20 protein-coding genes are annotated in these 23,185 nt (G+C 74.4%); 11 read left to right on the top strand and 9 right to left on the bottom strand.

What is annotated here, in order from left to right; translation table 11 throughout:
* The first annotated feature begins 253 nt into the window (after positions 1-253).
* From C9F11_RS05480 to C9F11_RS05470, 3 genes are all read left to right on the top strand, one after another.
* Positions 254-2,482, top strand: a complete 2,229-nt coding sequence (locus C9F11_RS05480; protein WP_138958180.1) for a PEP/pyruvate-binding domain-containing protein — start codon at positions 254-256, stop codon at positions 2,480-2,482.
* Positions 2,479-3,387, top strand: coding sequence for a hypothetical protein (locus C9F11_RS05475; RefSeq protein WP_138958179.1), 909 nt, complete (start codon positions 2,479-2,481; stop codon positions 3,385-3,387). Before C9F11_RS05480 ends, C9F11_RS05475 begins: the two co-directional genes overlap by 4 nt.
* A gap of 203 nt (positions 3,388-3,590) precedes the next feature.
* Positions 3,591-4,352, top strand: coding sequence for a dual specificity protein phosphatase family protein (locus C9F11_RS05470; protein WP_138958178.1), 762 nt, complete (start codon positions 3,591-3,593; stop codon positions 4,350-4,352).
* Between the two features lie 9 nt (positions 4,353-4,361).
* On the opposite strand, the gene C9F11_RS05465 is transcribed toward C9F11_RS05470, so the two are convergent.
* Positions 4,362-5,600: a tyrosine-protein phosphatase gene (locus C9F11_RS05465; RefSeq protein ID WP_138958177.1), complete on the bottom strand. Its 1,239-nt coding sequence runs from the start codon at positions 5,598-5,600 to the stop codon at positions 4,362-4,364.
* Between the two features lie 168 nt (positions 5,601-5,768).
* Complete coding sequence (locus C9F11_RS05460; protein WP_138958176.1) at positions 5,769-6,566, bottom strand: arylamine N-acetyltransferase; 798 nt, start codon at positions 6,564-6,566, stop codon at positions 5,769-5,771.
* Between the two features lie 356 nt (positions 6,567-6,922).
* Here C9F11_RS05460 and C9F11_RS05455 point away from each other — a divergent pair, with 356 nt between their 5' ends.
* Positions 6,923-8,101, top strand: a complete 1,179-nt coding sequence (locus C9F11_RS05455; protein WP_138958175.1) for an epoxide hydrolase family protein — start codon at positions 6,923-6,925, stop codon at positions 8,099-8,101.
* A 149-nt stretch (positions 8,102-8,250) separates the two neighbouring features.
* On the top strand, positions 8,251-9,384 hold the full coding sequence (locus C9F11_RS05450) for a hypothetical protein (protein WP_138958174.1): 1,134 nt from the start codon (positions 8,251-8,253) through the stop codon (positions 9,382-9,384).
* A gap of 40 nt (positions 9,385-9,424) precedes the next feature.
* On the opposite strand, the gene C9F11_RS05445 is transcribed toward C9F11_RS05450, so the two are convergent.
* Positions 9,425-9,979: a TetR/AcrR family transcriptional regulator gene (locus C9F11_RS05445; protein ID WP_138958173.1), complete on the bottom strand. Its 555-nt coding sequence runs from the start codon at positions 9,977-9,979 to the stop codon at positions 9,425-9,427.
* A 101-nt stretch (positions 9,980-10,080) separates the two neighbouring features.
* On the opposite strand from C9F11_RS05445, the gene C9F11_RS05440 reads away from it, so the two are divergent.
* From C9F11_RS05440 to C9F11_RS05430, 3 genes are all read left to right on the top strand, one after another.
* The gene (locus C9F11_RS05440; protein WP_138958172.1) at positions 10,081-10,539 is read left to right on the top strand and encodes a nuclear transport factor 2 family protein; all 459 of its coding nucleotides are present in this window, start codon (positions 10,081-10,083) and stop codon (positions 10,537-10,539) included.
* A 188-nt stretch (positions 10,540-10,727) separates the two neighbouring features.
* Positions 10,728-11,648 carry an ABC transporter substrate-binding protein gene (locus C9F11_RS05435; RefSeq protein ID WP_138958171.1) on the top strand — a complete coding sequence of 307 codons (921 nt, stop codon included), beginning with the start codon at positions 10,728-10,730 and terminating at the stop codon, positions 11,646-11,648.
* Positions 11,642-12,754, top strand: a complete 1,113-nt coding sequence (locus tag C9F11_RS05430) for a LacI family DNA-binding transcriptional regulator (RefSeq protein WP_212767804.1) — start codon at positions 11,642-11,644, stop codon at positions 12,752-12,754. Before C9F11_RS05435 ends, C9F11_RS05430 begins: the two co-directional genes overlap by 7 nt.
* Here the strand turns inward: C9F11_RS05430 and C9F11_RS05425 are convergent.
* The 4 genes from C9F11_RS05425 to C9F11_RS05410 form a co-directional block, all read right to left on the bottom strand.
* Positions 12,723-13,712 (bottom strand): ABC transporter substrate-binding protein, encoded by a 990-nt coding sequence (locus tag C9F11_RS05425; protein ID WP_138958170.1) that lies wholly within the window; start codon positions 13,710-13,712, stop codon positions 12,723-12,725. The genes C9F11_RS05430 and C9F11_RS05425 overlap by 32 nt on opposite strands.
* A gap of 86 nt (positions 13,713-13,798) precedes the next feature.
* Positions 13,799-14,569, bottom strand: a complete 771-nt coding sequence (locus C9F11_RS05420) for an amino acid ABC transporter ATP-binding protein (protein ID WP_275940268.1) — start codon at positions 14,567-14,569, stop codon at positions 13,799-13,801.
* Positions 14,566-15,555: an amino acid ABC transporter permease gene (locus C9F11_RS05415; protein WP_138958169.1), complete on the bottom strand. Its 990-nt coding sequence runs from the start codon at positions 15,553-15,555 to the stop codon at positions 14,566-14,568. Before C9F11_RS05415 ends, C9F11_RS05420 begins: the two co-directional genes overlap by 4 nt.
* On the bottom strand, positions 15,552-16,703 hold the full coding sequence (locus tag C9F11_RS05410) for an LLM class flavin-dependent oxidoreductase (protein ID WP_138958168.1): 1,152 nt from the start codon (positions 16,701-16,703) through the stop codon (positions 15,552-15,554). Before C9F11_RS05410 ends, C9F11_RS05415 begins: the two co-directional genes overlap by 4 nt.
* 462 nt (positions 16,704-17,165) lie before the next feature.
* Between C9F11_RS05410 and C9F11_RS05405 the strand changes: the two genes are divergently transcribed.
* Together C9F11_RS05405 and C9F11_RS05400 are read left to right on the top strand one after the other, a co-directional pair.
* Positions 17,166-18,158 (top strand): helix-turn-helix domain-containing protein, encoded by a 993-nt coding sequence (locus C9F11_RS05405; RefSeq protein WP_138958167.1) that lies wholly within the window; start codon positions 17,166-17,168, stop codon positions 18,156-18,158.
* A 260-nt stretch (positions 18,159-18,418) separates the two neighbouring features.
* Positions 18,419-19,042 carry a cysteine hydrolase family protein gene (locus C9F11_RS05400; protein ID WP_138958166.1) on the top strand — a complete coding sequence of 208 codons (624 nt, stop codon included), beginning with the start codon at positions 18,419-18,421 and terminating at the stop codon, positions 19,040-19,042.
* A 299-nt stretch (positions 19,043-19,341) separates the two neighbouring features.
* On the opposite strand, the gene C9F11_RS05395 is transcribed toward C9F11_RS05400, so the two are convergent.
* Both C9F11_RS05395 and C9F11_RS05390 read right to left on the bottom strand, forming a co-directional pair.
* The gene (locus C9F11_RS05395; protein ID WP_138958165.1) at positions 19,342-20,739 is read right to left on the bottom strand and encodes an SLC13 family permease; all 1,398 of its coding nucleotides are present in this window, start codon (positions 20,737-20,739) and stop codon (positions 19,342-19,344) included.
* A gap of 300 nt (positions 20,740-21,039) precedes the next feature.
* On the bottom strand, positions 21,040-21,798 hold the full coding sequence (locus C9F11_RS05390; RefSeq protein ID WP_138958164.1) for an IclR family transcriptional regulator: 759 nt from the start codon (positions 21,796-21,798) through the stop codon (positions 21,040-21,042).
* A 201-nt stretch (positions 21,799-21,999) separates the two neighbouring features.
* On the opposite strand from C9F11_RS05390, the gene C9F11_RS05385 reads away from it, so the two are divergent.
* Positions 22,000-23,166 (top strand): aminotransferase class V-fold PLP-dependent enzyme, encoded by a 1,167-nt coding sequence (locus tag C9F11_RS05385; RefSeq protein WP_138958163.1) that lies wholly within the window; start codon positions 22,000-22,002, stop codon positions 23,164-23,166.
* The last annotated feature ends 19 nt before the right edge of the window (positions 23,167-23,185 follow it).

Raw genomic sequence — 23,185 nt, 5'->3', positions numbered from 1 at the left:
CGCCGGACCGCCGCCTCCCGCGCCGTCGCCGCCGACGACGGGTTCGGCCGAATTCGGGTGGGCTTGTAGTCAACTTCATGGCGCGGCCACGCGTCCGTGCTAAGGGCTGGATGATTTTCCGGTCCGGCTTCGTGGCCTGGCGTTTCGCCCGCGTGGCGCGGCGGGCGCGCAGGGCCTCACCGCGGAGGGAACGGCGCCGGGAAGCAGATGTGCGGGCGGGACGGGGCGCGCGGTCGGGCGAAGGAGGCAGGCCATGATCGGGGTGGAGACGGACCGGCTGGTTGCGGTGGGGCTGGAGGCGCGGCGCGCCCGCGACCCGCGCCTCGCGGGTGCGAAGGCGGCCCATCTGGCACGGGCGGCGGCCGTGGGCCTTCCCGTGCTGCCGGGGTTCGTACTGGTGCCCGCGGGCGCCGAGGGCAGCGCGGGTGCCCCGCACGCCGTGACGCCCACCGCGGGCGCCGCTGATGCCGCGGGCACCGGGGGCGCCACCGCGTCAGCCGCGGCCACCGTGGACGCCGCGCCCCGTGGTGAGCCTCCTCATGAGGAGCGGGAACTACGGCGTGCCTGGCGGGAGTTGAGCGGCGACGGGGAGCGGCCCCTCGTCGTGCGCTCCTCGTCCGCGTGGGAGGACGCCGCCGACTCGTCGCTCGCGGGGCTCTTCGAGACCGTGCTCGACGTGCGCGGATGGAGCGACTTCACCGACGCCGTGCGGCGGGTGCTGCGCTCGGCGGGGCGCGCGCCCACGGGCGCCGCGCACGGCGCCGACACCTCGCACGGGGGGATGGCGGTGCTCGTGCAGCCGATGGTGCGCGCCACCGTGGGCGGCGTGATGTTCGGGGCCGACCCGATGGCGGGCCGCCGCGACCGGGTCGTCATCAGCGCCGTCGACGGCGGCCCCGACCGCCTGGTGAACGGCAGCGTCCAGGGCGTGCGGTACCACCTGACCCGGCACGGCCGCCAGGTCCACACCGAGCCCGGCGAACCCCGCGACGCGCGCCTGCTCACGCGCGCCCGGCAGCTGCGTCTGCTGCGCCTGGCCCGGGACGCGCAGCGGGAGTTCGGCGGCCCGCAGGACATAGAGTTCGCCTTCGACGCCGAGGACCGGCTGTGGCTGTTCCAGACCCGCCCCATCACCGCGATGCCCCCGCGCCCCGCCCGCCGCGCCCGGCTGCTCGGTCCTGGCCCGGTCGCCGAGACCTTCCCCGGGGTCCTGCAACCCCTGGAGGAGGACCTGTGGCTGGTGCCCATGGCGCACGGGCTCGCGGTCGCCCTGGACATCGCGGGCGCGGCACCCCGCCGCCGGCTGCGCAGACTGCCGCCCGTGACCACCGTCGAGGGCCGCGCGGCGGCCGACCTCCGGCTGCTCGGCGCCGCCCCGCCCACCCACCGCCTGCTCGGCTTCCTCAACCCGGCGCCCGCCGCCCGCCGGGCCACCGCCGCCTGGCGGATGGGCCGGGTGCGCACGACGCTCCCGGCGCTCGCCCTCGACCTCATGGCCGACGTCGACCGGTATCTGAGCGAACTGCCCGCCCCCGCCCAGATGTTGAGCGGCCGGCTGCTCGCCGCCGTCTCCTGGGGGCGTACGGTCCTCTCCGCGCTGCACGCTCAGGAGTCCCTGGCCGGGGCGGTGCTCGGGCAGGGTTCGGGCGCCACGGCCGTGGGTGAGGCGCTCGCCGTCCTCGCCGAGGCGCGCGCGGACGAGCCCGACGACGCCCGGCTCATCGCCCGCCACCCGGTCCTCCTCTCGCTCCTGCCGCCCGCGCTCGGCCCGCGCCCGCCGCTGCCCGGACGCCCCGCCCTGACCGGCGTGCCGCGCGGCACCGCCGTGCTGCCCACCCGCGAGGGGCTGCGGCTCCGCGTGCGCTGGGTGCAGGAGATGCAGACCAGCATGGTGCGCGAGCTGGCCCGCAGGCTGACCGCCGTGGAACTCCTCGACGACCCGGACCGCGTCGCCCTGCTGCGCTGGGCCGAGCTGACCGCCGCGGGCGACGGCAAGGGCCTCCCCGCCGATCTGCGCGAACGCCTGCCGAGGCCGCAGCGCTCGGAGCTGCCCGCCGCGTTCCGGCTCGCGGACGGCCTGCCGGTGGCCGAGCCGGGCAGGCGCCGCGCCGCCACCGACGGGCAGGGCGCGGGCGGCGGCTTCGGCTCCGGCACGGCCTGGCACGGCGGCGGCGAATGCCCCCGGTTCGCGGTCCTCGTCGTCCGCGCCCTCGACCCGGCGCTCGCCCCGCTGCTGCCCGGGCTCACCGGGCTCGTCGCGGAGACCGGCAGCGTGCTCTCCCACCTCGCCGTGCTCGCCCGCGAGTACCAGGTGCCGACGGCCGTCGGCGTCCCCGACGCCCTGGAGCGCTTCCCCGACGGGACCCGGCTGACGGTGGACGGCGGCACGGGCGCCGTGGAAGTGGTGCGCATGTCCGCCGTCGGCGCACCCCCGGCCGCGCCCCCGGACGGCGCCGACCGCACGGAGGGCATGGCGTCATGAAGTACGTGAGCTATCTCCTCGGCGGCCTCAGCGCCGCCGCGGCCGCCACCTACAGCGTCGTCTACCTCACTCGCTGGGAGTGGCAGCGCGCCCTCATCTGCGGGGTGCTCCTGCTGGTCATCGAGGGCCTCCTGGTGGGTACAGTGCTCCTGAGCCGTCTGGGGCGCCTGGAGCGGCAGTTGGCCGACTCCGGGCGGCGCACCGAGGAGGTGTGGCGGCGCCTCGAGGAGTCCCGGTCCGAGGAGGGCGCCCGGTTCCGCTGGCTGGAGCAGGGCACCCCGGACGGCACCCACCGCACGTACGTCTTCGTGCCGGTCCTGATGGCGGCCGGGGCGCTGCTCTCGGGCGTCGCCTGGGTCGTGCAGCGGATCTCGGCGGCCACCGTCCGGCCCGGCGCCGAGCGCAGGCTCGCCGGACGCCTCGCGCGCCTGGCCGCCCCCGGCGACGAACGGGGCGGCCGCATCCCGGAGTTGGAGGACCGCGAGGCCGTGCCCCGGCCGCGCGCCCTGCGCACCGCCGTGGTGAGCGGCGCCGCCGTGGCCGCCGTCCTGCTGCTCGCCCTGCTCGTGGACACCCTCTCCGACGCCACCCAGACCCGCCCGGGCAAGGCCACGGCCGCGGCCGCGACCACCGTGGTGTACGAGGTGCGGGTGCGCGGCAGCGCCGGCGCGCCGGCCCGCGCGCTGGCCGCCCGGGAGCTGTGGGAGAGCTGCCGCAGGTCCACCGCCGCCCTGAACGTCCACGCGCCGCTGACCCGCCTGGACGGCGACGTGTGGGCCGGAGTGATCCGCCCCGCCCTCTCCGAGCACGACGTGATGCGGCTGCGCGGCTGCCTCGCCGACGCGACGGCCCACCGCACGAGCGCGAAGGTCCTGGGGGAGAGCCAGGCGCGGCGGGGCCACTGAGCCCGCGCGTGCCGATCGGCCGGGCGAGTGGATCAACTGCCGTGCCGCGCGAGTGAACTGAGGCGCCGTGAGGGGCGCGAGGGGTGGGCGGACCGGGTCGCCGGGCCTCTCGGGCGCCGGTAGCCTGGACGAGGCTCGTGCCTCTCTCCCTTCCGTGCAGTCCGGTGTGCGCGACGCGTACGCCCTCTGGTGGTGACCGCTTGGTGTCCCGTACCTCCTCCGTCCGTGCCGCGTCCGCCCGTGCCGTCGCCCGCGTCGCCGCGGCCACCGCCACCGCGAGCGCCGCCTGCGCGCACGCGGGCAGGAAGCTCGGAGCGAGACGGCCGACGCCCCGGCGCGCGCTCAAGCTGATCGGCCTGTGCGCGCTCGGCTACACCGTCTTCTGGGGCGCCGCGTCGCTCGGCGTGCTCGCCGTCTCGGCCTGGGCGGGCGAACACGTCCGCGCCGACCGGGAGATGACCGGCGTCCGCCACTTCCAGCGGGTCGACGACCGGCTGTGGCGCGGCTCCGCGCCCACCGAGGCCGGGTACCGCGCGCTCGCCGCCCACGGCATCCGCACCGTGGTGGACCTGCGGGCCGAGGACCTGAGCGCGGCGGAGCTCGCCCGGCCCGGGCGCGCGGGACTGGCCGTCGTACGGCTGCCCGTGCGCGACGGGCAGACGCCCGACGGCGGGCAGGTCGACCGGTTCCTGCGCGTCGTCGCCGAGGCGAAGGGCCCGGTCTTCGTGCACTGCGGCGCGGGCGTCGGCCGCACCGGCTCGATGGCGGCCGCCTACCTGGTCCGCACGGGCCAGGCCACGCCCGGCCAGGCGGCCCTGCGCACCGTCGCGGTCGGCCCGCCGTCCCTGGAGCAGATCTACTACGTGCTCAGCGCCGACCGGGACGCCAGCCGCCAGCCCCCGGAGGTGGTCTCCCTGATCAGCCGCCTGGCCGACGCGCCGCGCCGCATCAAGGCCTCGCTGTAGGGCTCCGGACTACAACCGCCTCTCCATGAGCGTGACGGCGTACCGGCCCGCGACCCCGCCGTCCTTCGACGCCAGCTCGCCCACCTCCGCGTAGCCCGCCGCCGCGTAGTACTCCCGCAGCCGCGGGTTGTTGGAGCGGCAGTCGAGGCGGCTCAGACCGCGCCCGGCGGCGCGGATGCGCTGCTCGGCGTGCGCGAGCAGAAGGAGCCCGGTGCCCGGGGGCGCGGTGCGCCGGTCGGTCATCAGGCGGTGCACATAGCCCGCGGTCGGCGGCTGCGGGCCCCACGGGACGGGGTCGTCCCACCACAGTTCGAACGCCCCGGCGACGGGCCCGTCGGGCCCCAGGGTCGCGAGCCACACCTCGCTGTCCGCGAGGCGGGCGCGGAAGTGGTCCTCGCCCAGCTCCCCGGGCTTCCACTGGGCGATGCCCCGGCTGAGCTGCCAGCGCGCGGCCTGGTCGCGCAGCCGCACGAGCTCGGCGAGGTCGGCCGCTCCGGCCCGCCGGAAGGTGAGCCCGGGCCCCTCCAGGAGGGCGGCGCGCAACGCGGCCACCAACTCCTCGTCGACGTCCAGGAGCTGGGCGGCGTAGGCGCGCAGGGAGCCGTACCGCTCGGCGATCCCGGCGAGGAAGAGGCGCATCACCTCCGCGGGTGCCCGGCCGTAGTCGGGCCAGGTCAGCTCGCGGTCCGGGTGTGCGGCGCGCCAGTCGGCGACGAGCCGGTCGGTGGCGAGCCCGGTGAGGGTGAAGTCCTCGACCACGGCGGCCTCGGGCACGCCGAGGAGCGTCAGGACGAGCGCGGCGAGCAGGCCCGTGCGGTCCTTGCCGGACGCGCAGTGGAACACCAGGGGCCCCGAACCGTCCTCGGCGATCAGCTCCAGGGCCCGGCGCAGCTCCTTGACGCCGTCCTCGGCGACCTCCACGTACCGGTCGGCGAGATAGCGCCCGGTGTCCACGTCGGGGCCCAGCGCGGCCTGGTCGTAGGGGCGGTGCTCGACGCTCAGGTTGTGGTAGGCGAAGGACGCGTGGTCCGGCACCCGGCCCTTCGCCTCGATCTCCCAGGGGTAGCGCAGATCGATGACCGTGCGGACACCCAGGCCGAGGAAGCGTTCCCAGTCGGCGTCCCGCAGCTTGCTCAGCGAGTCCGACCGGTACACCGTCCCCCACCGCACCGTACGGCCGTCCTCAGTGACGTAGCCTCCCAGGTCACGGAAGTTGTGCAGCCGGTCGAAAGGTATGTGTCTCTTCACAGTGCGGCAGCCTACGTCCGGGCGCGCCGCGCACGCCGCGACGAACGTCACCGCGCCCGGCGGGTGCCGCGCGGGGCCGGAAAACCTGGACAAAGGAGCGGGCGTGCCGCATGGTGTCCGCCCCCCGTGTGTCATGTCGCAAGGACACCGCCGCCCGCGGCGTGGAGGCTACCGGCCCCCGACCCGGACCGGCTCCGCGAGCCGGGGCACCTCGTCGAGCACGATGCCGAAGCGGGTGGCGTACGCCTCCAGGACCTCGGCGTCCGTGGAGAGTTCGGTGACCTGCGGCTCGCCGTCGAGCGGGGTGACGGTGAGCTTGCTGCCGCTGAGCGTGGTCCGGCCGGTGGTGGTGAGGATCGAGCACACCAGGGACCGGGTGAAGTGGGACTTCGGCGAGGTGCGGTGGTACCAGGCGCCGCCGTCGAAGTCGGCGAGCGCGCGCGGCCGCGGGTCGAGCAGGTACTGCGGCTCGCCGCCCATCAGGACGCGCAGGTCGCCCGCGGGCGTCTCGGCGACGCGGAAGGTGCCGGCGGGGTCGCTCTGGTCGCCGCGCTCGGCGGCGGCGAGCGGGTGGTGGCTGTGCTTGCCGAAGCCCACGTCGGCCAGCCAGTCGCCGCCGTCGGCGGTGCGCACGCGCAGCGCCATGTGGTCGTACGGGATCCCGAGGCGGTCCCCTTGGTAGACGCTGGCCTGGAGCATGTCGACCTCGAAGCCGAGGGCGGTGAGGAGGGCGGCGAAGGCCCCGTTGAGTTCGTAGCAGAACCCGCCGCGGCGGCCGTCGACGACCTTCGCGACGAGGTCCTCCTCGACGAGGTCGACCTCCACGCCCAAGTGGATGGCGAGGTTCTCGAAGGGAACGGCGCGCAGATGCGCCAGGTGCAGGTCGCGCAGGGCCGCCGAGGTGGGCGCGGCGGGGCGCTCCGCGCCGATGCGGAGCAGATAGGCGTCGGTCCGTGAGGTGTCCATGGGGCAAGTCTCACGGGGCGTGACCGCCCGGGCCACCGGCCGCGGGCCAGACCCGGGCCGTTCCTTTCGTCCTAGGCCTCCGGCGCCGCGAGTCCTAGGTCCGCGGACCCTGTGGCGATGATCAGTTCGTGTGTATAGTCGGCCGGGTCACGCGGTCCTCCGTACCGCGTGCGGACCGACGAAGGAGGTGAGCCCGTTGCGCGACCTGACCACTGACCGCACCGTCCGGGCCCTCCCGACCGCCGTCCGCGCCTGACCGTCAGACCGCCTGTTCCGTCTGACCGGTTCCCCGCACGGCCGCCGCGCAGGAGCGCCCGCTCGCCCGAGCACCCGCAGCACTCCTGAGCGAAGGAACCATGACCTCCACCGCACGCACCACCTCCACCCCCACCCCCTTCCGCGTCGACGTGCCCGACGACGTCCTCGCCGACCTGCGCGCACGCCTGGCCCGCACCCGCTTCACGCCCGCGTCCGACGCGACGCCCTGGGCGGCCGGAGCCGACCCGGCGCAGCTGCGCGACCTCGTCGCGTACTGGGCCGACGGCTTCGACTGGCGCGCAGCCGAGGCCGCGCTCAACGACTTCCCGCACTACACCGCCGAGGTCGCGGGCGCCCGCCTGCACTTCCTCCACCTGCGCGGACGGCGCCCCGATGGCGCGCCCGCGCCGCTGCCGCTGGTGCTGAGCCACGGCTGGCCGAGCAGCTTCGTGGAGATGCTCCGCGTCGCCCGGCGCCTCGCCGACCCGGCCGCGTACGGCGGCGACCCCGCCGACGCCTTCGACGTCGTGATCCCCTCGCTGCCCGGCTTCCTGTACTCGGAGCTGCCCCGCGGGCCGTTCACGCGCCGGGGCGTCGCCGAGACGTGGCACTCCCTGATGACCGGGACGCTGGGCTACGAGCGGTACGGGGCCTTCGGCGGTGACATCGGCGGCGGCGTGACCCAGTGGCTCGGCGCCTTGTACCCGGACCACGTCGCCGGGGTGCACGTCACCTCCGCCCTGGTGAGCGCCGACTTCGAGAAGCACCCGCCGACCGCCGAGGAGCAGACGTACCTCGACGCGCTCGCCGCGTACGACCGCACCGACGGCGGCTACAGCGAGATCATGTGCACCCGGCCGGACACGGTCGCCGCCGCCCTGATCGACTCGCCGTCGGGGCTGCTCGCCTGGATCGTCGACAAGTACCGCGACTGGAGCGACTGCGACGGTGACGTCGCGCGGCGCTGGGACCGGGACACGCTCCTGACGGTGGCCACCCTGTACTGGGCGACGGCCAGCATCGGCACCTCGTTCCAGCAGTACTACGACTTCCACCTGAACAAGATCCTGCCGCCCGTCACCGTGCCCGCGGCCGTCACGCTCAGCCACGAGCCGGGGTACGCGAACTATCCGCGGAGCCTCGCCGAGCGCGTCTTCGCCGACCTGCGGCACTGGCGCGAGCCGCGGCGCGGCGGCCACTTCATGTCCCATGAGGAGCCGGACCAGGTCGCCTCCGAACTGCGCGCGTTCTTCGGCCCGCTGAGGCCGGGGGCCTGACGCGACAGGCGCGGCCCGCCGGGGTCCGGCGGGCCGCGCCGACGCGCCGTGGGGCGGCACGGGCGGATGCGGAAAGCCGGAGCAACGGGGCGATATAGGCTGTACGTTCTGTTTCCTATCGCTCACGACGCACACTCGGAGAGTTATCTGTGACCGCAGTGATCGCCCCGTCCGCCCCGGCCGGCCCGACGGCCGGGCCCGCCCCGGCCACCGACGCGCCCCTGGACGTACGCGATGACGTGCAGGAGTCCGCTTATGCCGCACCGGAGGCCGGACGGGACGGCGCGTACGAGGCCGCGCGCGAGCTCGTCGCGCGCGACGCCCGTGAGTTCGGTGTGTACGCGCGCACCGGCGGCTGGACGTTCGGCCTGAAGGTGGCGCGCAGCGTGCGGCCCGGCGGGCAGTCGGCGGCCGAGACGCCGAAGGCGTCCGCGAAGGAGTTCGGCGAGCTCGCCGGGTGCTCCGCCGAGCGCGTCATGCGCTTCTACAAGGCCTGGGACCGGGCCGCCGACGACGGACTCGTGCCGCACTTCGAGGAGCTGGCGCCGGGCCAGGAGGTCGAGCTGCCCGACGCCGACGTCTGGCTCACCTACTACGTGCCGCGCTCCAGCGCCTCCTCCGCCCGCGGCACCGCGATCATGGCGGCCGCCGAGGCCGAGGGCATCCGCCCGACCAAGGCCCTGGAGGTCGCCGAGAACCCCACGGCACTGCGCGCCGCGATCCTCGCCGACCCCTCCACCGCGCAGGCCGCCCGGCACGCGCTGCTCGACCGGATCAAGGAGGACCCGGTCCTCCAGGTCGACCTGGCCCGTGACATCGCCCGCACCGACGACCTGAAGAAGGCCGTCGCGGGCGAGGCCAGGGCCGCCGACCGCATCGAGTACGTCCGTAAGATCGCGGAGGAGGGCCAGGTCAGGACCCCCGCGGGGCAGACCATCGACGCCCCGGCCGAGCTGCGCGAGGAAGCCGAGCGGCATCTGTCCCTGATCGACGAGCTGGAGCCCGAGGAGGCCGGGGAGTGGGCCTCGGAGGCCTACGACACGGTGAAGACGCTCGTGGCCGAGACCGTCGAGGCGGACCCGGAGCTGCGCGTCCAGGAGCGGCGGACGAAGTTCTACAGCAGCCTCCAGAAGGCGACGAAGGTCTTCGAGGAGCTGACCCTCGACGACGCCGCCGACTTCGGTGACATCTACGAGGACGACATGGTCCAGCGCCTCGAAGAGCTCCAGGAGGCCATCGGCACCTGCCTGACGGCGCTGCGCAAGGCCTCGCAGACGGGCTGACGCACCACCCGACGGGGCCCGGCGGGGCCGGGCCCCGTGCTCACCGCGCGGCCGCGATCAGCGCCCGCGTCGCGCGGGCCGCGTGCGCGGCGGGGCCGGGGGCGCGGTCGATCCCCGCGCTCACCATCGCGCCCTCGGCCAGCAGGAACAGCTGCTCGGCCAGCTCGCCGGGCAGCCCCGCGCCCGCCACGAGAGCGGCCAGATACTCCTTGAACGCCCCCTTGTGCAGGCGCACTTGGCGGGCCACCGGCTCGGACGTCGCGCCGAGCTCCCCGTACGAGTTGATCCAGGCGCAGCCGCGGAAGCCGGGCTCGGCGAACCACTCGCCCAGCCAGTCGAAGACCGCGAGCAGCCGCCGCTCGGGATCCTCGTGCCGCTCCACGTGCGCGGCGAGCTGCCGGCGCCAGCGCACGTCCCGTCGCTCCAGATAGGCCTCGACGAGCCGCTCCTTCGAGGGGAAGAGCTGGTAGAGGCGCTTCAGCGAGACGCCCGAAGCGGAGCGGATGTCGTCCATGCCGACGGTCTGGACGCCGCGCCGATAGAAGAGCTCCTCGGCCGCGTCCAGCGCCTTCTCCCTGGCGAGGGTGGTGTCCATTGGCCAAAGACTACCGCTGAGAACCATCGTTCTCTATGCTGGTGCGCAGCGCCGGAGAACGAGCGTTCTCCAGGGGGTGGCGACAACGAGAGGAGCCCGCCATGACGGCACGTCCGCCGTTCCCGCCGTTCGACGAGGCCACGGCCCGGCAGAAGGTCCAGGCCGCCGAGGACGCGTGGAACACCCGCGACCCCGAGCGCGTCGCGCTCGCCTACACCGAGGACTCGGTCTGGCGCAATCGCGACCGGTTCGTCACCGGCCGCGCCGAGATCGTGGAGTTCCTGCGCGACAAGTGGTCGAGGGAGCGGGAGTACGCGCTGCGCAAGGAGCTGTGGGACTTCCACGGCAACCGCATCGCGGTGCGCTTCCAGTACGAGTCCCAGGACGCGAACGGCCAGTGGTGGCGTGCCTACGGCAACGAGCTGTGGGAGTTCACCGAGGAGGGCCTCATGGCCCGCCGCGAGGCCAGCATCAACGACGTGCCGATCACCGCGGCGGAGCGCCGCATCTTCGGCCCCCGGGGCGAGGCGGAGCGCGGCGCCCCGCTCCCCGTCCGCTAGCGCGGGGACCGGTGCGGTGGCGGAGGGGGAGGCGCGGCTTCCTCCTCCGGCGGCAATCGATTGCGGGCCACTCGGGGCTTCGCGCGCATCTGCCCCTTGTCGCGGGCGGGCCGGACTCTCCACAATCGATTGCGCACGGCAGGCCCCACGGCGATTCCGTGAACTCTCCCGAGCCCAGGAGCGCGCCCATGCGCCACCGCTCACTGACCGTCGGCGTGTTCAGCCCGTCCGTCCTGCTGCGCGTGGCGCGGGCGTCCGGGCTGTTCGACCAGCACGGTCTGACCGTCACCGAAGTGCCGTGCGCCTCCTCGCCCGCGCAGTTCCGCGACCTGTTCGACGGCGCGGTCGACGCCGCGTTCACCAGCCCCGACAACGTCATCGCGTACCGCTTCGTGTCCGACAACCCGCTCGGGCACACCGGCGACGCCCGCATCCTCGCCGCTCTGGACCGGGGCCTCGGCCTCGGCGTGTACGCCGCACCGGGCGTCAAGGGGCCCGACGAACTGCGCGGCGCCGCCGTCGGGGTGGACGTGCCGGACTCCGGATTCGCCTTCGGCCTGTACGCCGTCCTGGAGTCGCTCGGCCTCAAGGCGCCCTGCGGGGGCCCCGGCGACTACGAGGCCGTCCCCCTCGGCTCGACGCCCCGCCGCCTGGCCGCGCTGCTCGACGGCCGGTGCGCGGCCACCGTCCTCGGCGCGGGCAGCGAACTGCGCGCGGAGGCCGCGGGGGCGGTGCGCCTCGCCGGGCTCACCGAGGTGTGCGGGCCCTATCTGGGCACCGTGCTGACCGCCGTGGGGCCGCGCCGCGCGCAGGCCGCGCACGCGCTGAGCTCGGCGCTCGCGCAGACGTCCCGGCTCATCGTCTCCGGGGTGCTCGACCGCCTCGTCCTGGAGCAGACGCGCGCCGCCCTCGCCCTGCCCGACGACCTCGCCGCCCGGTACGCGGCGCGCCTGCGCGACCCCGCCGACGGACTCGTCCCCGACGGCGCCGCCGACCGCGCGGCCCTGGACACCGTGCTCGGCCTGCGCCTGCGCTACCGCCCCGGCGACCCGGCCCCGGCCACCGCGCTCGACCCCGCCTACGGCCTGCTCGACCCGCAGGCGTGCTGAGGCCGCGCCCGGTCCGGCTGCGCGACGTGGCCGACACCGCGGGCGTGCACCCGGCCACCGCGTCCCGCGCCCTCAACCCCGCGACCCGCGCCCGGGTCAGCGCGGCCACCGCCCGCCGCGTGCTGCGCGCCGCCGAGGACCTCGGCTACCGGCCCAACCCGATCGCCCGCAGCCTGAAGACCGCGCGCTCGCACACCGTGGGCCTGGTCGTCCCCGACCTCACCAACCCCTGCTTCCCGCCCCTCGTGCGCGGCATCGAGAGCGTCCTGGAACCGGCGGGCCACCACGCCTGGATCGTCGACACCCACCACGACCCGCGGCGCGAGCACGCCCAGGTCGACTCGCTGCGCTCCCGGCAGGTCGACGGGCTCATCGTCGCCACCGCGCTGCGCGACCACCCGCAACTGCGCGCCCTGCACGCCGACGGCGTCCCCCTGGTCCTCGTCAACCGCCGCGTCGACGGCCTCGACGTGCCGTGCGTGACCCCCGACGACGCCTCCGGCATCACCCAGGCCGTCGCCCACCTCGCCGCTCTCGGCCACACCCGCGTCGCCTTCGTGGGCGGGCCCGCCACCACCTCCACCGGGGCCGCCCGCGCCCGCGCCTTCCTGCACGCCGTCCGCGACCTCGGGCTCGCCGAGGGCCCCGCGCTGCTCACCGAGGCGGCCCGGTGGAGCGAGGCGGCGGGCGCGCGGGCCCTGCGCGCGCTGCTCGACGCGGGCGCCGACTGCTCCGCCGTCGTCGCGGCCAACGACCTGCTCGCCCTCGGCTGTTACGACGCCATCGCCGAGCGCGGCCTGCGCTGCCCGGCCGATGTCAGCGTCGTCGGCTTCAACGACATGCCCTTCCTGGGCCGGCTGCGTCCCGCGCTCACCACCGTGCGGGTGCCGCACCACGAGGTGGGCGCCGAGGCCGCGCGCATGCTCCTCGACTGCGTGGCGGGCCCGGCGCGGCCCGCCCGCTCGCTGCTGCTCCCGGTGTCGCTGGTGGTCCGCGCCTCCACCGCGCCGCCCCGGGCGGACTTCGGCCGCCGCCGGTCCCTCCCCCCTCCAGGGACCGGCGGCGGCCCCGCCCTCACGCGCCCTTGGGCAGCCCCTTCGGATTGAGCTCCGAGGTGCGCACGGCCTCGTCGGCGAGCCCCCAGTGGGCGAGCACCTTGCCGTAGGAGCCGTCGTCGATGAGGTGCTGGAGCGCCTTGTGGAGGGCCTCGATGAGGCCGTTGTCCTTCTTCGTGGTGGCGGCGATCTTGCCCTGGAGGCGGTCGCCCGCGCCCGAGAAGGTGCCGATGACCTCGGACCTGCCGGTGCTCGCCGCGTGGTAGGCGGCGACCGGGTTGGGGCCGAGGTAGGCGTCGATGCGGCCGGAGCCGAGCGCCAGGTAGTAGTCGCTGGTGTTCTGGAAGTACTTGATCTCGGTGGCCTTCCGGCCCGCCTTCACGTTCTGCCTGCTCCAGTCGACGAGCAGCTTCTCCTGGTTGGTGCCGGACGAGACCCCGACGACGCGGCCCGCCACGTCCTCCGGCCCCTTGACCTTCCAGCCGCGCCCCTTCCTGGCCTCGAAGGCGATGGTGTCCAGGCGGTAGGTGGCGAAGTCGTACTTCTCCTTGCGCTCCTCGGTGACGGTGATGTTGCTGAAGCCGACGTCGTACTTGCCGCTGTCCAGGCCGACGAAGATGTTCGCCCAGTCGACCGCGTGCGAGCGCACCTTCAGGCCGAGCACGTCGGCGACCAGGTGGGCGATGTCGGTCTCCACGCCGATGACGGTCTTGTCGTCGGTAGCGTAGAACGTCAGCGGCGGTACGGAGCCCGCGGACGCGACCACGTCGAGCGTGCCGCGGGAGCGGACGCGGTCGGGCACGAGGCGGGCGATCGCGTCGACCTTCCGGGCTCTGAGGCGCTTCTGATCGGGACTCAGGTCGATCTTCGCGCCCTTGGCGCCGGGCCGTGCGCGGGCGGCCGGGCCCGTCTCGTCGTCGGCGGAGGCGCCGCAGGCGGCGGTGGTCAGGGTGAGGGCGGAGGCGAGCGCGAAGGTGAGCGTGGCGCGGCGGCTGACGGGCGCGGGCATGGTGGTGCTCCTCGGGGCGGTGCGGGGAGGGGGCCAGGGGGACGGAGGGGACGGAGGGCCGGGGGCCGGGGCGGGGTGTGCGGGGGTCACAGGACCTTGGAGAGGAACGCCTTGGTGCGCTCGTGCCGCGGGTGGTCGAGGACGTCCCGGGGCGGGCCCTGCTCGACCACCACGCCGTCGTCCATGAAGACCACGGTGTCGGCGACCTCGCGTGCGAAGCCGATCTCGTGCGTGACGACGATCATGGTCGTACCGGCCCGGGCCACGTCCTTGATGACGTCCAGGACCTCCCCGACGAGCTCCGGGTCGAGCGCGGACGTCGGCTCGTCGAAGAGCAGCACCTGCGGGTCGAGGGCGAGCGCGCGGGCGATCGCCACGCGCTGCTGCTGACCGCCCGACAGCTGCCGGGGGTAGGCGTCGGCCCGGTCGCCGAGCCCCACCCGGTCGAGCAGCGCCCGCGCCCGGTCCTTCGCCTCCGCGCTCGGGCGGCGCAGCGCCGAGACGGGCGCCTCGGTGATGTTCTCCAGGACGGTCAGGTGCGGGAAGAGGTTGAAGTTCTGGAAGACGAAGCCGATCCGGGTGCGCTGGCGCAGGATCTCCCGCTCCTTGAGCTCGTACAGCTTGTCGCCGCGCCGCCGGTAGCCGATCAGCTCGCCGTCGATGCTGACCGAGCCCCGGCTGAGCTTCTCCAGGTGGTTGATGGCGCGCAGGAGCGTGGACTTGCCGGAGCCGGAGGGGCCGATGACCACGGTGACCTCACCGGCGCGCACCTGGAGGTCGATGCCGCGCAGCACCTCGTGCGCGCCGAAGCTCTTGTGGACGCCGCGGACGTCGACCATCACGGGGGCGGTGCTCATCGCTTCTCCCGAAGGGGGGTGAGGGGGTGAGAGGAGGACAGGAGAGCGCGGGCGAAGGTGCGGGCGCGCTGGAGCGGCGTCGGCGGGGGAGTGCGGTCGGCGCCGCGCGCGAAGTGCCGCTCCACGTAGTACTGGACGATCGACAGGAGCGTGGTCAGGACGATGTACCAGACCGTGGCGACCATGAGCAGCGGCACCACCCGGCCGTTGCGGCCGTAGATCACCTGCACCTGGTAGAACAGCTCGCCGATCGCCATCACCGAGACGATGGACGTGCCCTTGAACAGCGAGACGATCTCGTTGGCGGCGTTCGGCAGGACCGAGCGCATCGCCTGCGGAAGGACGATCCGGCGCAGCTGCCGGAGCCGGGGGATGCCGAGCGCGGCCGCCGCCTCCAACTGGCCGGGCTCGACGGCGAGGAAGCCGCCGCGCAGGATCTCGGCGGCGTACGCGGCCTGGTGCAGCGCGAGCCCGATGACGGCGGCGGACATCGCCCCGACCAGGTGCATCGTGCCGAAGCTCCACACGACGGGCCCGAAGGGGATGCCGATCCCCAACTCCTCGTACAGATAAGCGAGGTTGAACCAGAACAGCAGCTGCACGATCAGCGGGATGGAGCGGAACGCCCAGACGTACAGCCAGGCCACGCCGGAGAGCAGCGGGCTGCTGGAGAGACGCATCAGGGCGACGACCAGACCGAGCGCGAAGCCGAGCGCCGTGCCGTACACGGTCAGTTGCAGGGTCACCCAGACCGCGCGGAGCACGCTGTCGGCGGTCAGATAGCGGAAGAAGACCTCCCACTCCCAGGCGGGGTTGGTGAGGAGCCCGTGGGCGAACTGGGCGGCCACGACCAGGACGGCGGCTCCGGCGGCCCAGCGCCAGTAGTGCCGGGCCGGGACGACCGTCGGCTCGGCGGGGACCTGGGGCCCGGCGGCGTCGGCCGGGGGCGCGGGGGCCGCCGCCGAGGGCGGCGCGGCGGAGGTCATCCCGCCACCGCAAGACGGCTCAGGGTGCGCTCCAGCGTCTGCGGCCCGCGCTCGGCGCCCTCGCGGTCGCGCTTGGCGACCTCCTCGCGGACGATCGGGATGACGTACCGGCCGAAGTCGACGGCGTCGCCGAGCAGGTCGTAGCCGCGTGCGGACAGGACGTCCACGCCGAGGTCGTAGTAGTCGAGCAGCGCCTGGGCGACGGTCTCCGGGGTGCCGACCAGGGCGTTGGAGTTGCCCGCGCCCCCGGTGGCGGCCGCGGTCGGCGTCCACAGGGCGCGGTCGAAGCGCTCGCCCTGCTCGGCGATGGCGATGAGCCGCTGCGAGCCGGTGTTCTCCGGCGCGTCGAAGGAGCGGCGCCGCGTCAGGGTCTGCCCGCCCGCGCGGCGCTCCCGGATCGCGCCCACCGTGCGGTGCGCCTTCTCCCAGGCCAGTTCCTCGGTCGGCGCGATGATGGGCCGGAACGCCACCTGGACGCGCGGCACGTCGGCGCGCCCGGCCGCGTGTGCCGCCCGGGTGACCTCCTCGATCTGCTGGGCGGTCTCGGCCAGCGGCTCGCCCCAGAGGCAGTAGACGTCGGCCTCGGCCCCGCCCGCGGCGTACGCGGCGGGCGACGAACCGCCGAACGAGACGCCCGGGTGCGGCTGTTGCACCGGGAAGACGTCGCTGACGAAGTCCTGGAAGCGGTAGTGCGCGCCCTCGTGGTCGAAGGCCTCGTGCCGCGTCCACACCTTCTTGACGATCTCGATGTACTCGCGGGTGCGGGCGTAGCGCTCGTCCTTGCTCAGCGTGTCGCCCTCGCGGCGCTGCTCGTGGTCGTTGCCCCCGGTGATGAAGTGGACGGTCAGACGCCCGTCGCTGATCTGGTCGAGCGTCGCGAACGTCCGTGCCGCGTACGTCGGGTACGACACGTTCGGCCGGTGCGCGAGCAGGATCTGCAGCGACTCGACCTTCGCCGCGAGGTATCCGGCGGCGGCCGCGGGGATCGGCGACCCGGAGCCGTAGGCGAAGAGCACCCGGTCCCAGCCGTGGTCCTCGTGGGCCCGGGCGAGCCGCAGCGTGTACTGCTTGTCGAAGGCGGCACCGGAGCGGGGCCGGGTCTCCGAACCGTCGTTGGTCGCGGCGATACCGAGGAACTCCACGGGCATGGCGAGCCTTTCGTACGTGGGTGAGAGAACGGGCTCGGGCGGGGAGGGCCCGGCGGGAGGGTCGGAGCCCGTCCGGCGGTTGAGGACAAGGCCGAAGGGCCGGATCCGAATGACGGGGATCAGGGGAGAACGTGCGTCAGGCACACCGATGGAGCCCGTCCGGCGTTTGAGGACGAGGCCCGAAGGGCCGATTACCCGCGCAGGGCGCCCACGCCAGGACACGCGGTGGAACACACCCGACAGAGGTCGATGTGCTCGCGTGAGACCAGTGGCTGCGAGGACGGCATACGAACAGTTGAGCACCGGACTTTCGACGTCGTCAACGGGCACCGGGACGCTGTCGGAGCGCCGCCACACGCTGTTCACACGGGCGTAGCGCCGGGACGGCCCCCTCGGTCGGGTGTCCGGATGTGACAGGGAATCGTCATTGCGGTCATCGGGGGCGCGGGTGAGCATGGGGACATGCCCCTTCCCCACCGGGTCGTCATCGCGGTCTTCCCCGATGTCGACCTCCTCGACGTCACCGGTCCGGCCGAGGTGTTCGCGCTGGCCAACCGGGAGACGGCGGGCCGCGCCGGATACGAGGTCCGCCTCGCGGGACCGACCGCCGGAGCGGTCCGGACGTCGGCCGGGGTGCGGCTGCTCACCGACGTGGCCTTCGACGACGTCGGCGACCGGGTGGACACGCTGCTGGTGCCGGGCGCGGTCGACATGACCGACGACGGCCCCGTGGCCCGCATCGACACCACCGTCGTGGAGTGGGTGAGGACCACCGCTCCGCACGCCCGGCGGGTGGCGTCCGTGTGCGTGGGCGCCCATCTGCTGGCCGCCGCGGGGCTCCTGGACGGTCTGACGGCGACCACCCACTGGTCGACCGCCGCCCAGCTCGCCGCCGACCACCCGGACGTCACGGTCGACCCGGACCCCATCTTCGTCCGGGCCGACCGGGGCCGGCTGTGGACCGGGGCGGGCATCAGCGCCTGCCTGGACCTGGCACTCGCCCTGGTCGCCGAGGACCAGGGCGAGCAGACCGCCCTCGCGGTGGCCCGCCAGCTCGTGGTCTACCTCAAACGGCAGGGCGGCCAGAGCCAGTTCTCCGTGCCGCTGCGCCGCTCCGGCACCAGCCGCAGGGACATCGACGAGCTGCGCCTGTGGATCGCCGACCACCTCGACGAGGACCTGTCGGCGCCGGCCCTGGCCGCTCGGATGTGCCTGAGCGAGCGGCACTTCGCCCGCGTCTTCGCCCAGGAGACGGGCACCAGCCCCGCCGCCTACGTCGAGGGCGTCCGCATCGAGGTCGCCCGGCGGCTCCTCGAAACCACGGACTGCCCGCTCGACCGGGTCGCGGCCGCCGCGGGGCTCGGCTCGGTGGAGACCCTGCACCGGGCCTTCCGACGGCAGCTGGCCACCACCCCGGCGGCCTACCGCCGCCGCTTCCGGACCAGAACCGCCTGACCGCGTCCCGGCCGGACCGCCTGACCGCGTCCTGGCCGGACCGCCTGACCGCGCTCGGACCAGAACCGCCTGACCGCGTCCTGGCCGGACCGCCTGACCGCGCTCGGACCAGAACCGCCTGGCCGCGTCCGGGCGGAACCGCCTGACCGCCTCCTTCCCCTCCCCTCCTCTCCATTTCTCCACCCATCCATCGGCGCGGACGCCGGGCCGCGGCCTCGGCCTGCCCTGCCCCGCCCGAAAACCAGAAGAAAGGCTCCCTGATGAGCACGACTCACCCCGCCACGACCCTGCGCGACGTGATCGGCCTGGACAACCAGCCGCCCCGCCTCGGCGAGTCCGCCCTGATAATGATCGACTTCCAGAACACCTACCGCACCGGCGTCATGACCCTGGACGGCGCCGAGAAGGCCCTCGCGGCGGGCGCCCGGCTCCTGGAGCGCGCCCGCGCCGCGGGCGTCCCGGTCGTGCACGTCGTCAACGACGGCGGTGCGGGCACTCCGTACGACATCCGCGCCCACATCGGGTCGATCAGCGACGAGGTCGCCCCCGTGGCCGGGGAGCCCGTCGTGGTCAAGCAGGTCCCCAACGCCTTCCACGCCACCGACCTGGAGCAGGTCCTGCGCGACGCGGGCGTCGAACCGGGCGAGGGCCGCGACCTCGTGCTGGCCGGGTTCATGACCCACATGTGCGTCGCGTTCACCGCCCAGGGCGCCTTCACCCTCGGCTACCGGCCCACCGTCGTCGCCGAGGCGACCGCCACGCGGGCGCTCGCCGCCCCGGACGGCACGGTCCTGCCCGCCGCCGCCCTTCAGGACGCCGCCCTGACCACCGTCACCGATCTGTTCGGCGTGGTCGTGCCCACCGTGGAGGACCTCCGCGACTGAGCCCGCCGCCCGCGCCGGGCGGCGCGCCCCGGCCCCGGGCCGCCGGATGTTCCTCCGGCGGTCCGGGGCCGCTCCGCGTGGACGCGAGCCGCGGCCGGACGCCCGTCGCGACCGCGCCGCACTCCGCGGACCGTGCGACCGGCCCCTGGTCACGGGCCGAACGGCCTCGTCGAGCACGATCGCGCGGACGGCGTGACGCAGACGGACCGAGAGCCTCGCGGCCTCGGGCCTCTCTGCGTCGGGCCGCTGCCCAAGAACGCCCAGCGGGCGCACGGTTGACCACACGGCGCCGCCATCCCTCAGACCTGCCCCGGGATCACGAACAGCGCCCACGTCGCGAGCGGGGCGACGAGCGTCATCGACATGCCCCAGCGCATCAGGGCGCTGAAGATCTGGGGGCGCTGTTCCTCGGGGGCGTTGGCGGTGACCAGGGCCCCGCTGGTGGAGAGCGGGGAGGAGTCGACCACCGAGGACGAGATGGCCAGGGCGATGATGAGGCCGATGGCGCTGACCTGACCGTCCATCAGGAAGGGGACGGCGAGGGGGATGAGGGCGCCGAGGATGCCGGTGGTGGAGGCGAAGGCGGAGACCACGGCGCCGACGACGCAGATCAGCAGGGCGCCCAGGAGCGGCGAGTCGATCTTGGCGACGCTGTCACCGAGCCACTCGATGGTGCCCATGCGCTCCATGACGCCGACGAAGGTGACGACGCCGCAGACGAGGAGCACGGTGGACCAGGCGCAGCGGTCGACGGCCCCCTTGGCGGCGTCGGGGTCCACCAGGGTGAGGACGACCACGACGGTCAGGGCCATGAGCCCGACGTTCCACTCCCAGAAGAGCGCGCCCGCGACCATGCCGAGCAGCCCGAGCAGGGTCAGGGAACGGGAGACGTCGAGGCCGGGCGCCACGACCGGCTTCGCGAGTGCGACCGTCGCGGTGGCGGTGCCGCCCGCGGGTGCCGTACCTCGGGGTGCGGTGCCGACGGGGCCCGGCGAGGCGCCCCCGGGCCCGGCAGGGCCGACGGCGCTGTCGGGCCCGGCGGATCCGCCCGTCGCGGCGCCGTCCGCCGTCTCGGTGTCCTGTGCGCGCCGCCCGAGCAGCTGCCGCCCGCCGAACATGAAGTACGCGACGACGCTGAGCGCCACGCTGAACAGGAACGTCATGGCGAACAGGAGCGCCGGACTGCTCGGCAGGTCGTTGTGCTCGACCACGCCGTTGGTGATGGAGCCGTAGACGCTGGCGGGCGAGAAGCCGCCCGCGCAGCCCCCGTTGGCCACGAGCAGCCCCATGAGCAGCGGGCGGATGCCGTAGCGGGCGCACAGGCTCATGCCGATGGGGGCGATGACGCCGACCGCCGCGGGCACCACGGCTCCGACCGCGGTGAGCGCGGCGGTGATGAGGAACATGACCCAGGGGATGAGGGCGATGCGGCCGCCCACAGCCTTGGTCGCGGCGTGGACGAGCCATTCGATGGTGCCGTTGTTCTTGGCGACGGCGAACAGGAAAGTCACGCCCACGAGGACGACGAAGAGGTCCCCGGGGAAGCCCCCGAAGACGTCGTCGGCGTTCTCGCCGGCGACGGTGGAGCCGACGGCGAACGCCGCGACGAGCGCGAGCGCTCCCATGTGGACGGAGGTGAAGGTGGCGATGGCGAAGACAAGCACCAATGCGCCGATCGCGATGAGATGGTCTGTCATGACACGTCCTCGCCTTCGGACTGCGGCCGAGTAGCGGATGGAGGGTCACGTGCGTGGACGTGCGGATGCGACTCCGGGGCGTCATGGAGCTGAGCGGGGTGGTCTTGAGCGTCGTAGGGCGTGTGAGATGACGGGCACACCGGGCCTGGATATCCGCAGCACGGACTCTGAGTTCCGCTATGCGGAACTCGCAGGGCGACGTTGGCGAGTATGTGACGGGTGTCACGGCCCGTCAAGGGGGTGCGCGGACATCGCTTTCACGGGCGTTCGAGCGGTGCGGGCGCGCCGTCCTCGCGGTCCTCAGGCGGTACGGGGCTCCTCGTATCCGAGTGCCGCACTGATCTCGCGGGCCGCGGCCCGCACGTGAACGCCCAGGTCGTCCAGGCGCTTTCGGTCGCAGCGGCTGGCGGGCAGATTGACGCTCATGCTGGCCACGGGCGTGCCGTCCGGGCCGAGGATCGCCGCGGCCACCGCCGCGACGTCGGTGCGCCACTCGCCCTCGTTGAGCGCGTAGCCGCGGGCGTGGGTCGCGGCCAGTTCGGCGCGCAGCGCGTCCGGGTCGTCGATCGTGGCCTCGGTGAACCGGGTCAGGCCGTCCGCGACGTACCGGTCGACGGCCTCGGGGGAGCGGGCCGCGAGGATGGCCTTGCCGTTGGCGGACGCGTGGCCCGACAGGTGCTGGCCGAGCGGGAGCACGATCCGCACCGGCTGGGCCGTCTCCAGGCGCTCGACCAGGACGACCCGGTCGCCCTCCGGCACCGCCAGGTGCACCGTCTCGTCGACCGCGCGGCGCAGCTCCTCCATCACCGGCACCGCCACGTCCCGTAGCCCCAGCTCGCCCGTGGCCTGCCGCCCGACCAGCAGCGCCTTCGTGGTGAGGGTCCAGCGCGTGGGCGGGGTGCCCGTCTGTCTGATCCAGCCCGCGGTGCGCAGCGTGCCGAGCGCGCGCTGCACGGTGCTCTTCGGCAGCTCCATGGCCCGCGCGAGCTCGGCGACCCCGACGGGCTGGCGCGTCGCCAACTCCTCCAGGACGCGCAGGGTGTTGAGGACGTTCTGCATGGGTTCCCCCGAAGGTCTGGTGTCGGTGCGCCCGGCGGGCTCCGCGTCGGCCCGCCCCCAGGGTGGCGCATGGGCCGGCCTCAACGGCGGCGTGCGGCAGCACCGTTGACCGTCGTCAGCCGTCGCCCCTATGCTCCACTGTGCCGCATCACGATACGCTGTGCCGCCTCACGGCACAAGTGTGGAGGGGAGATTCGCGCGATGACCGTCAGGACCGGCCGTCACTTTCTGCAGATTCCCGGACCCACCAACGTTCCCGACCGCGTTCTGCGCGCCATGGCCGCACCCACCCTCGACCACCGGGGCCCCGAGTTCGCCGAGCTCACCCGCCGGGTGCTCGACGGCCTCAAGCCCGTGTTCGGCACGACGTCCCCGGTGGTCGTCTATCCGTCGTCGGGCACCGGCGCCTGGGAGGCGGCCCTGGTCAACACGCTCAGCCCGGGCGACCGCGTGCTGTGCTTCGAGACCGGCCACTTCGCCACGCTGTGGCGGGACATGGCCGAATCCCTCGGCCTGGAGGTGGAGTTCGTGCCCGGCGACTGGCGGCACGGCGCCTCGCCCGAGGCCGCCGCCGACCTCCTCACCGCCGACCTGGCCCACCGGATCAAGGCCGTCTGCGTGGTGCACAACGAGACCTCGACCGGCGTCACGAGCCGCGTGCCGGAGATCCGTGCCGCCCTGGACGCCACCGGGCACCCCGCCCTGCTCCTGGTCGACACCGTCTCCTCGCTCGCCTCGATCGAGTACCACCACGAGGCGTGGGGCGTCGACGTGACCGTGACCGGCTCGCAGAAGGGCCTCATGCTGCCGCCCGGCCTCGGCTTCAACGCGGTCAGCCCCAAGGCGGTCGAGGCGTCCCGCACCGCCCGGCTGCCCAGGTCGTACTGGGACTGGGCGCCGATCCTCGACGCGAACGCCGCCGGGTTCTTCCCGTACACGCCCGCCACCAACCTCCTCTACGGCCTGGAGGAGGCCCTGCGCATGCTCGCGGAGGAGGGCATCGAACAGGTCTGGGCGCGGCACGCCCGGCACGCCGCCGCCACCCGGGCCGCCGTGCGCGGCTGGGGACTCGACGTGCTGTGCGCCGACGACCGGGAGCACTCGGGATCGCTGACCGCCGTGCTCCTGCCGGACGGCCAGGACGCCGACGCCGTACGGAAGATCGTCCTGGAGCGCTTCGACATGTCGCTCGGCACGGGCCTCGGGCGGCTCGCGGGCAAGGTCTTCCGCATCGGCCACCTCGGTCACTTCAACGACCTCACCCTCGCCGGGACCCTCGCCGGGGTGCAGATGGGCCTGGAGCTCGCCGGGATCGCGGTCGGTTCCGAGGGGCTCGCCGCCGGGCTCGACTACCTCCGCATGGCCTGAGCCACCCCCGGCGCGGGGC

It is taken from the genome of Streptomyces sp. YIM 121038 (assembly GCF_006088715.1).
Taxonomy (GTDB): domain Bacteria; phylum Actinomycetota; class Actinomycetes; order Streptomycetales; family Streptomycetaceae; genus Streptomyces.
The sequence above is the reverse complement of the archived record's forward strand: the minus strand, read 5'-3'. Positions and strand labels throughout refer to the sequence as shown.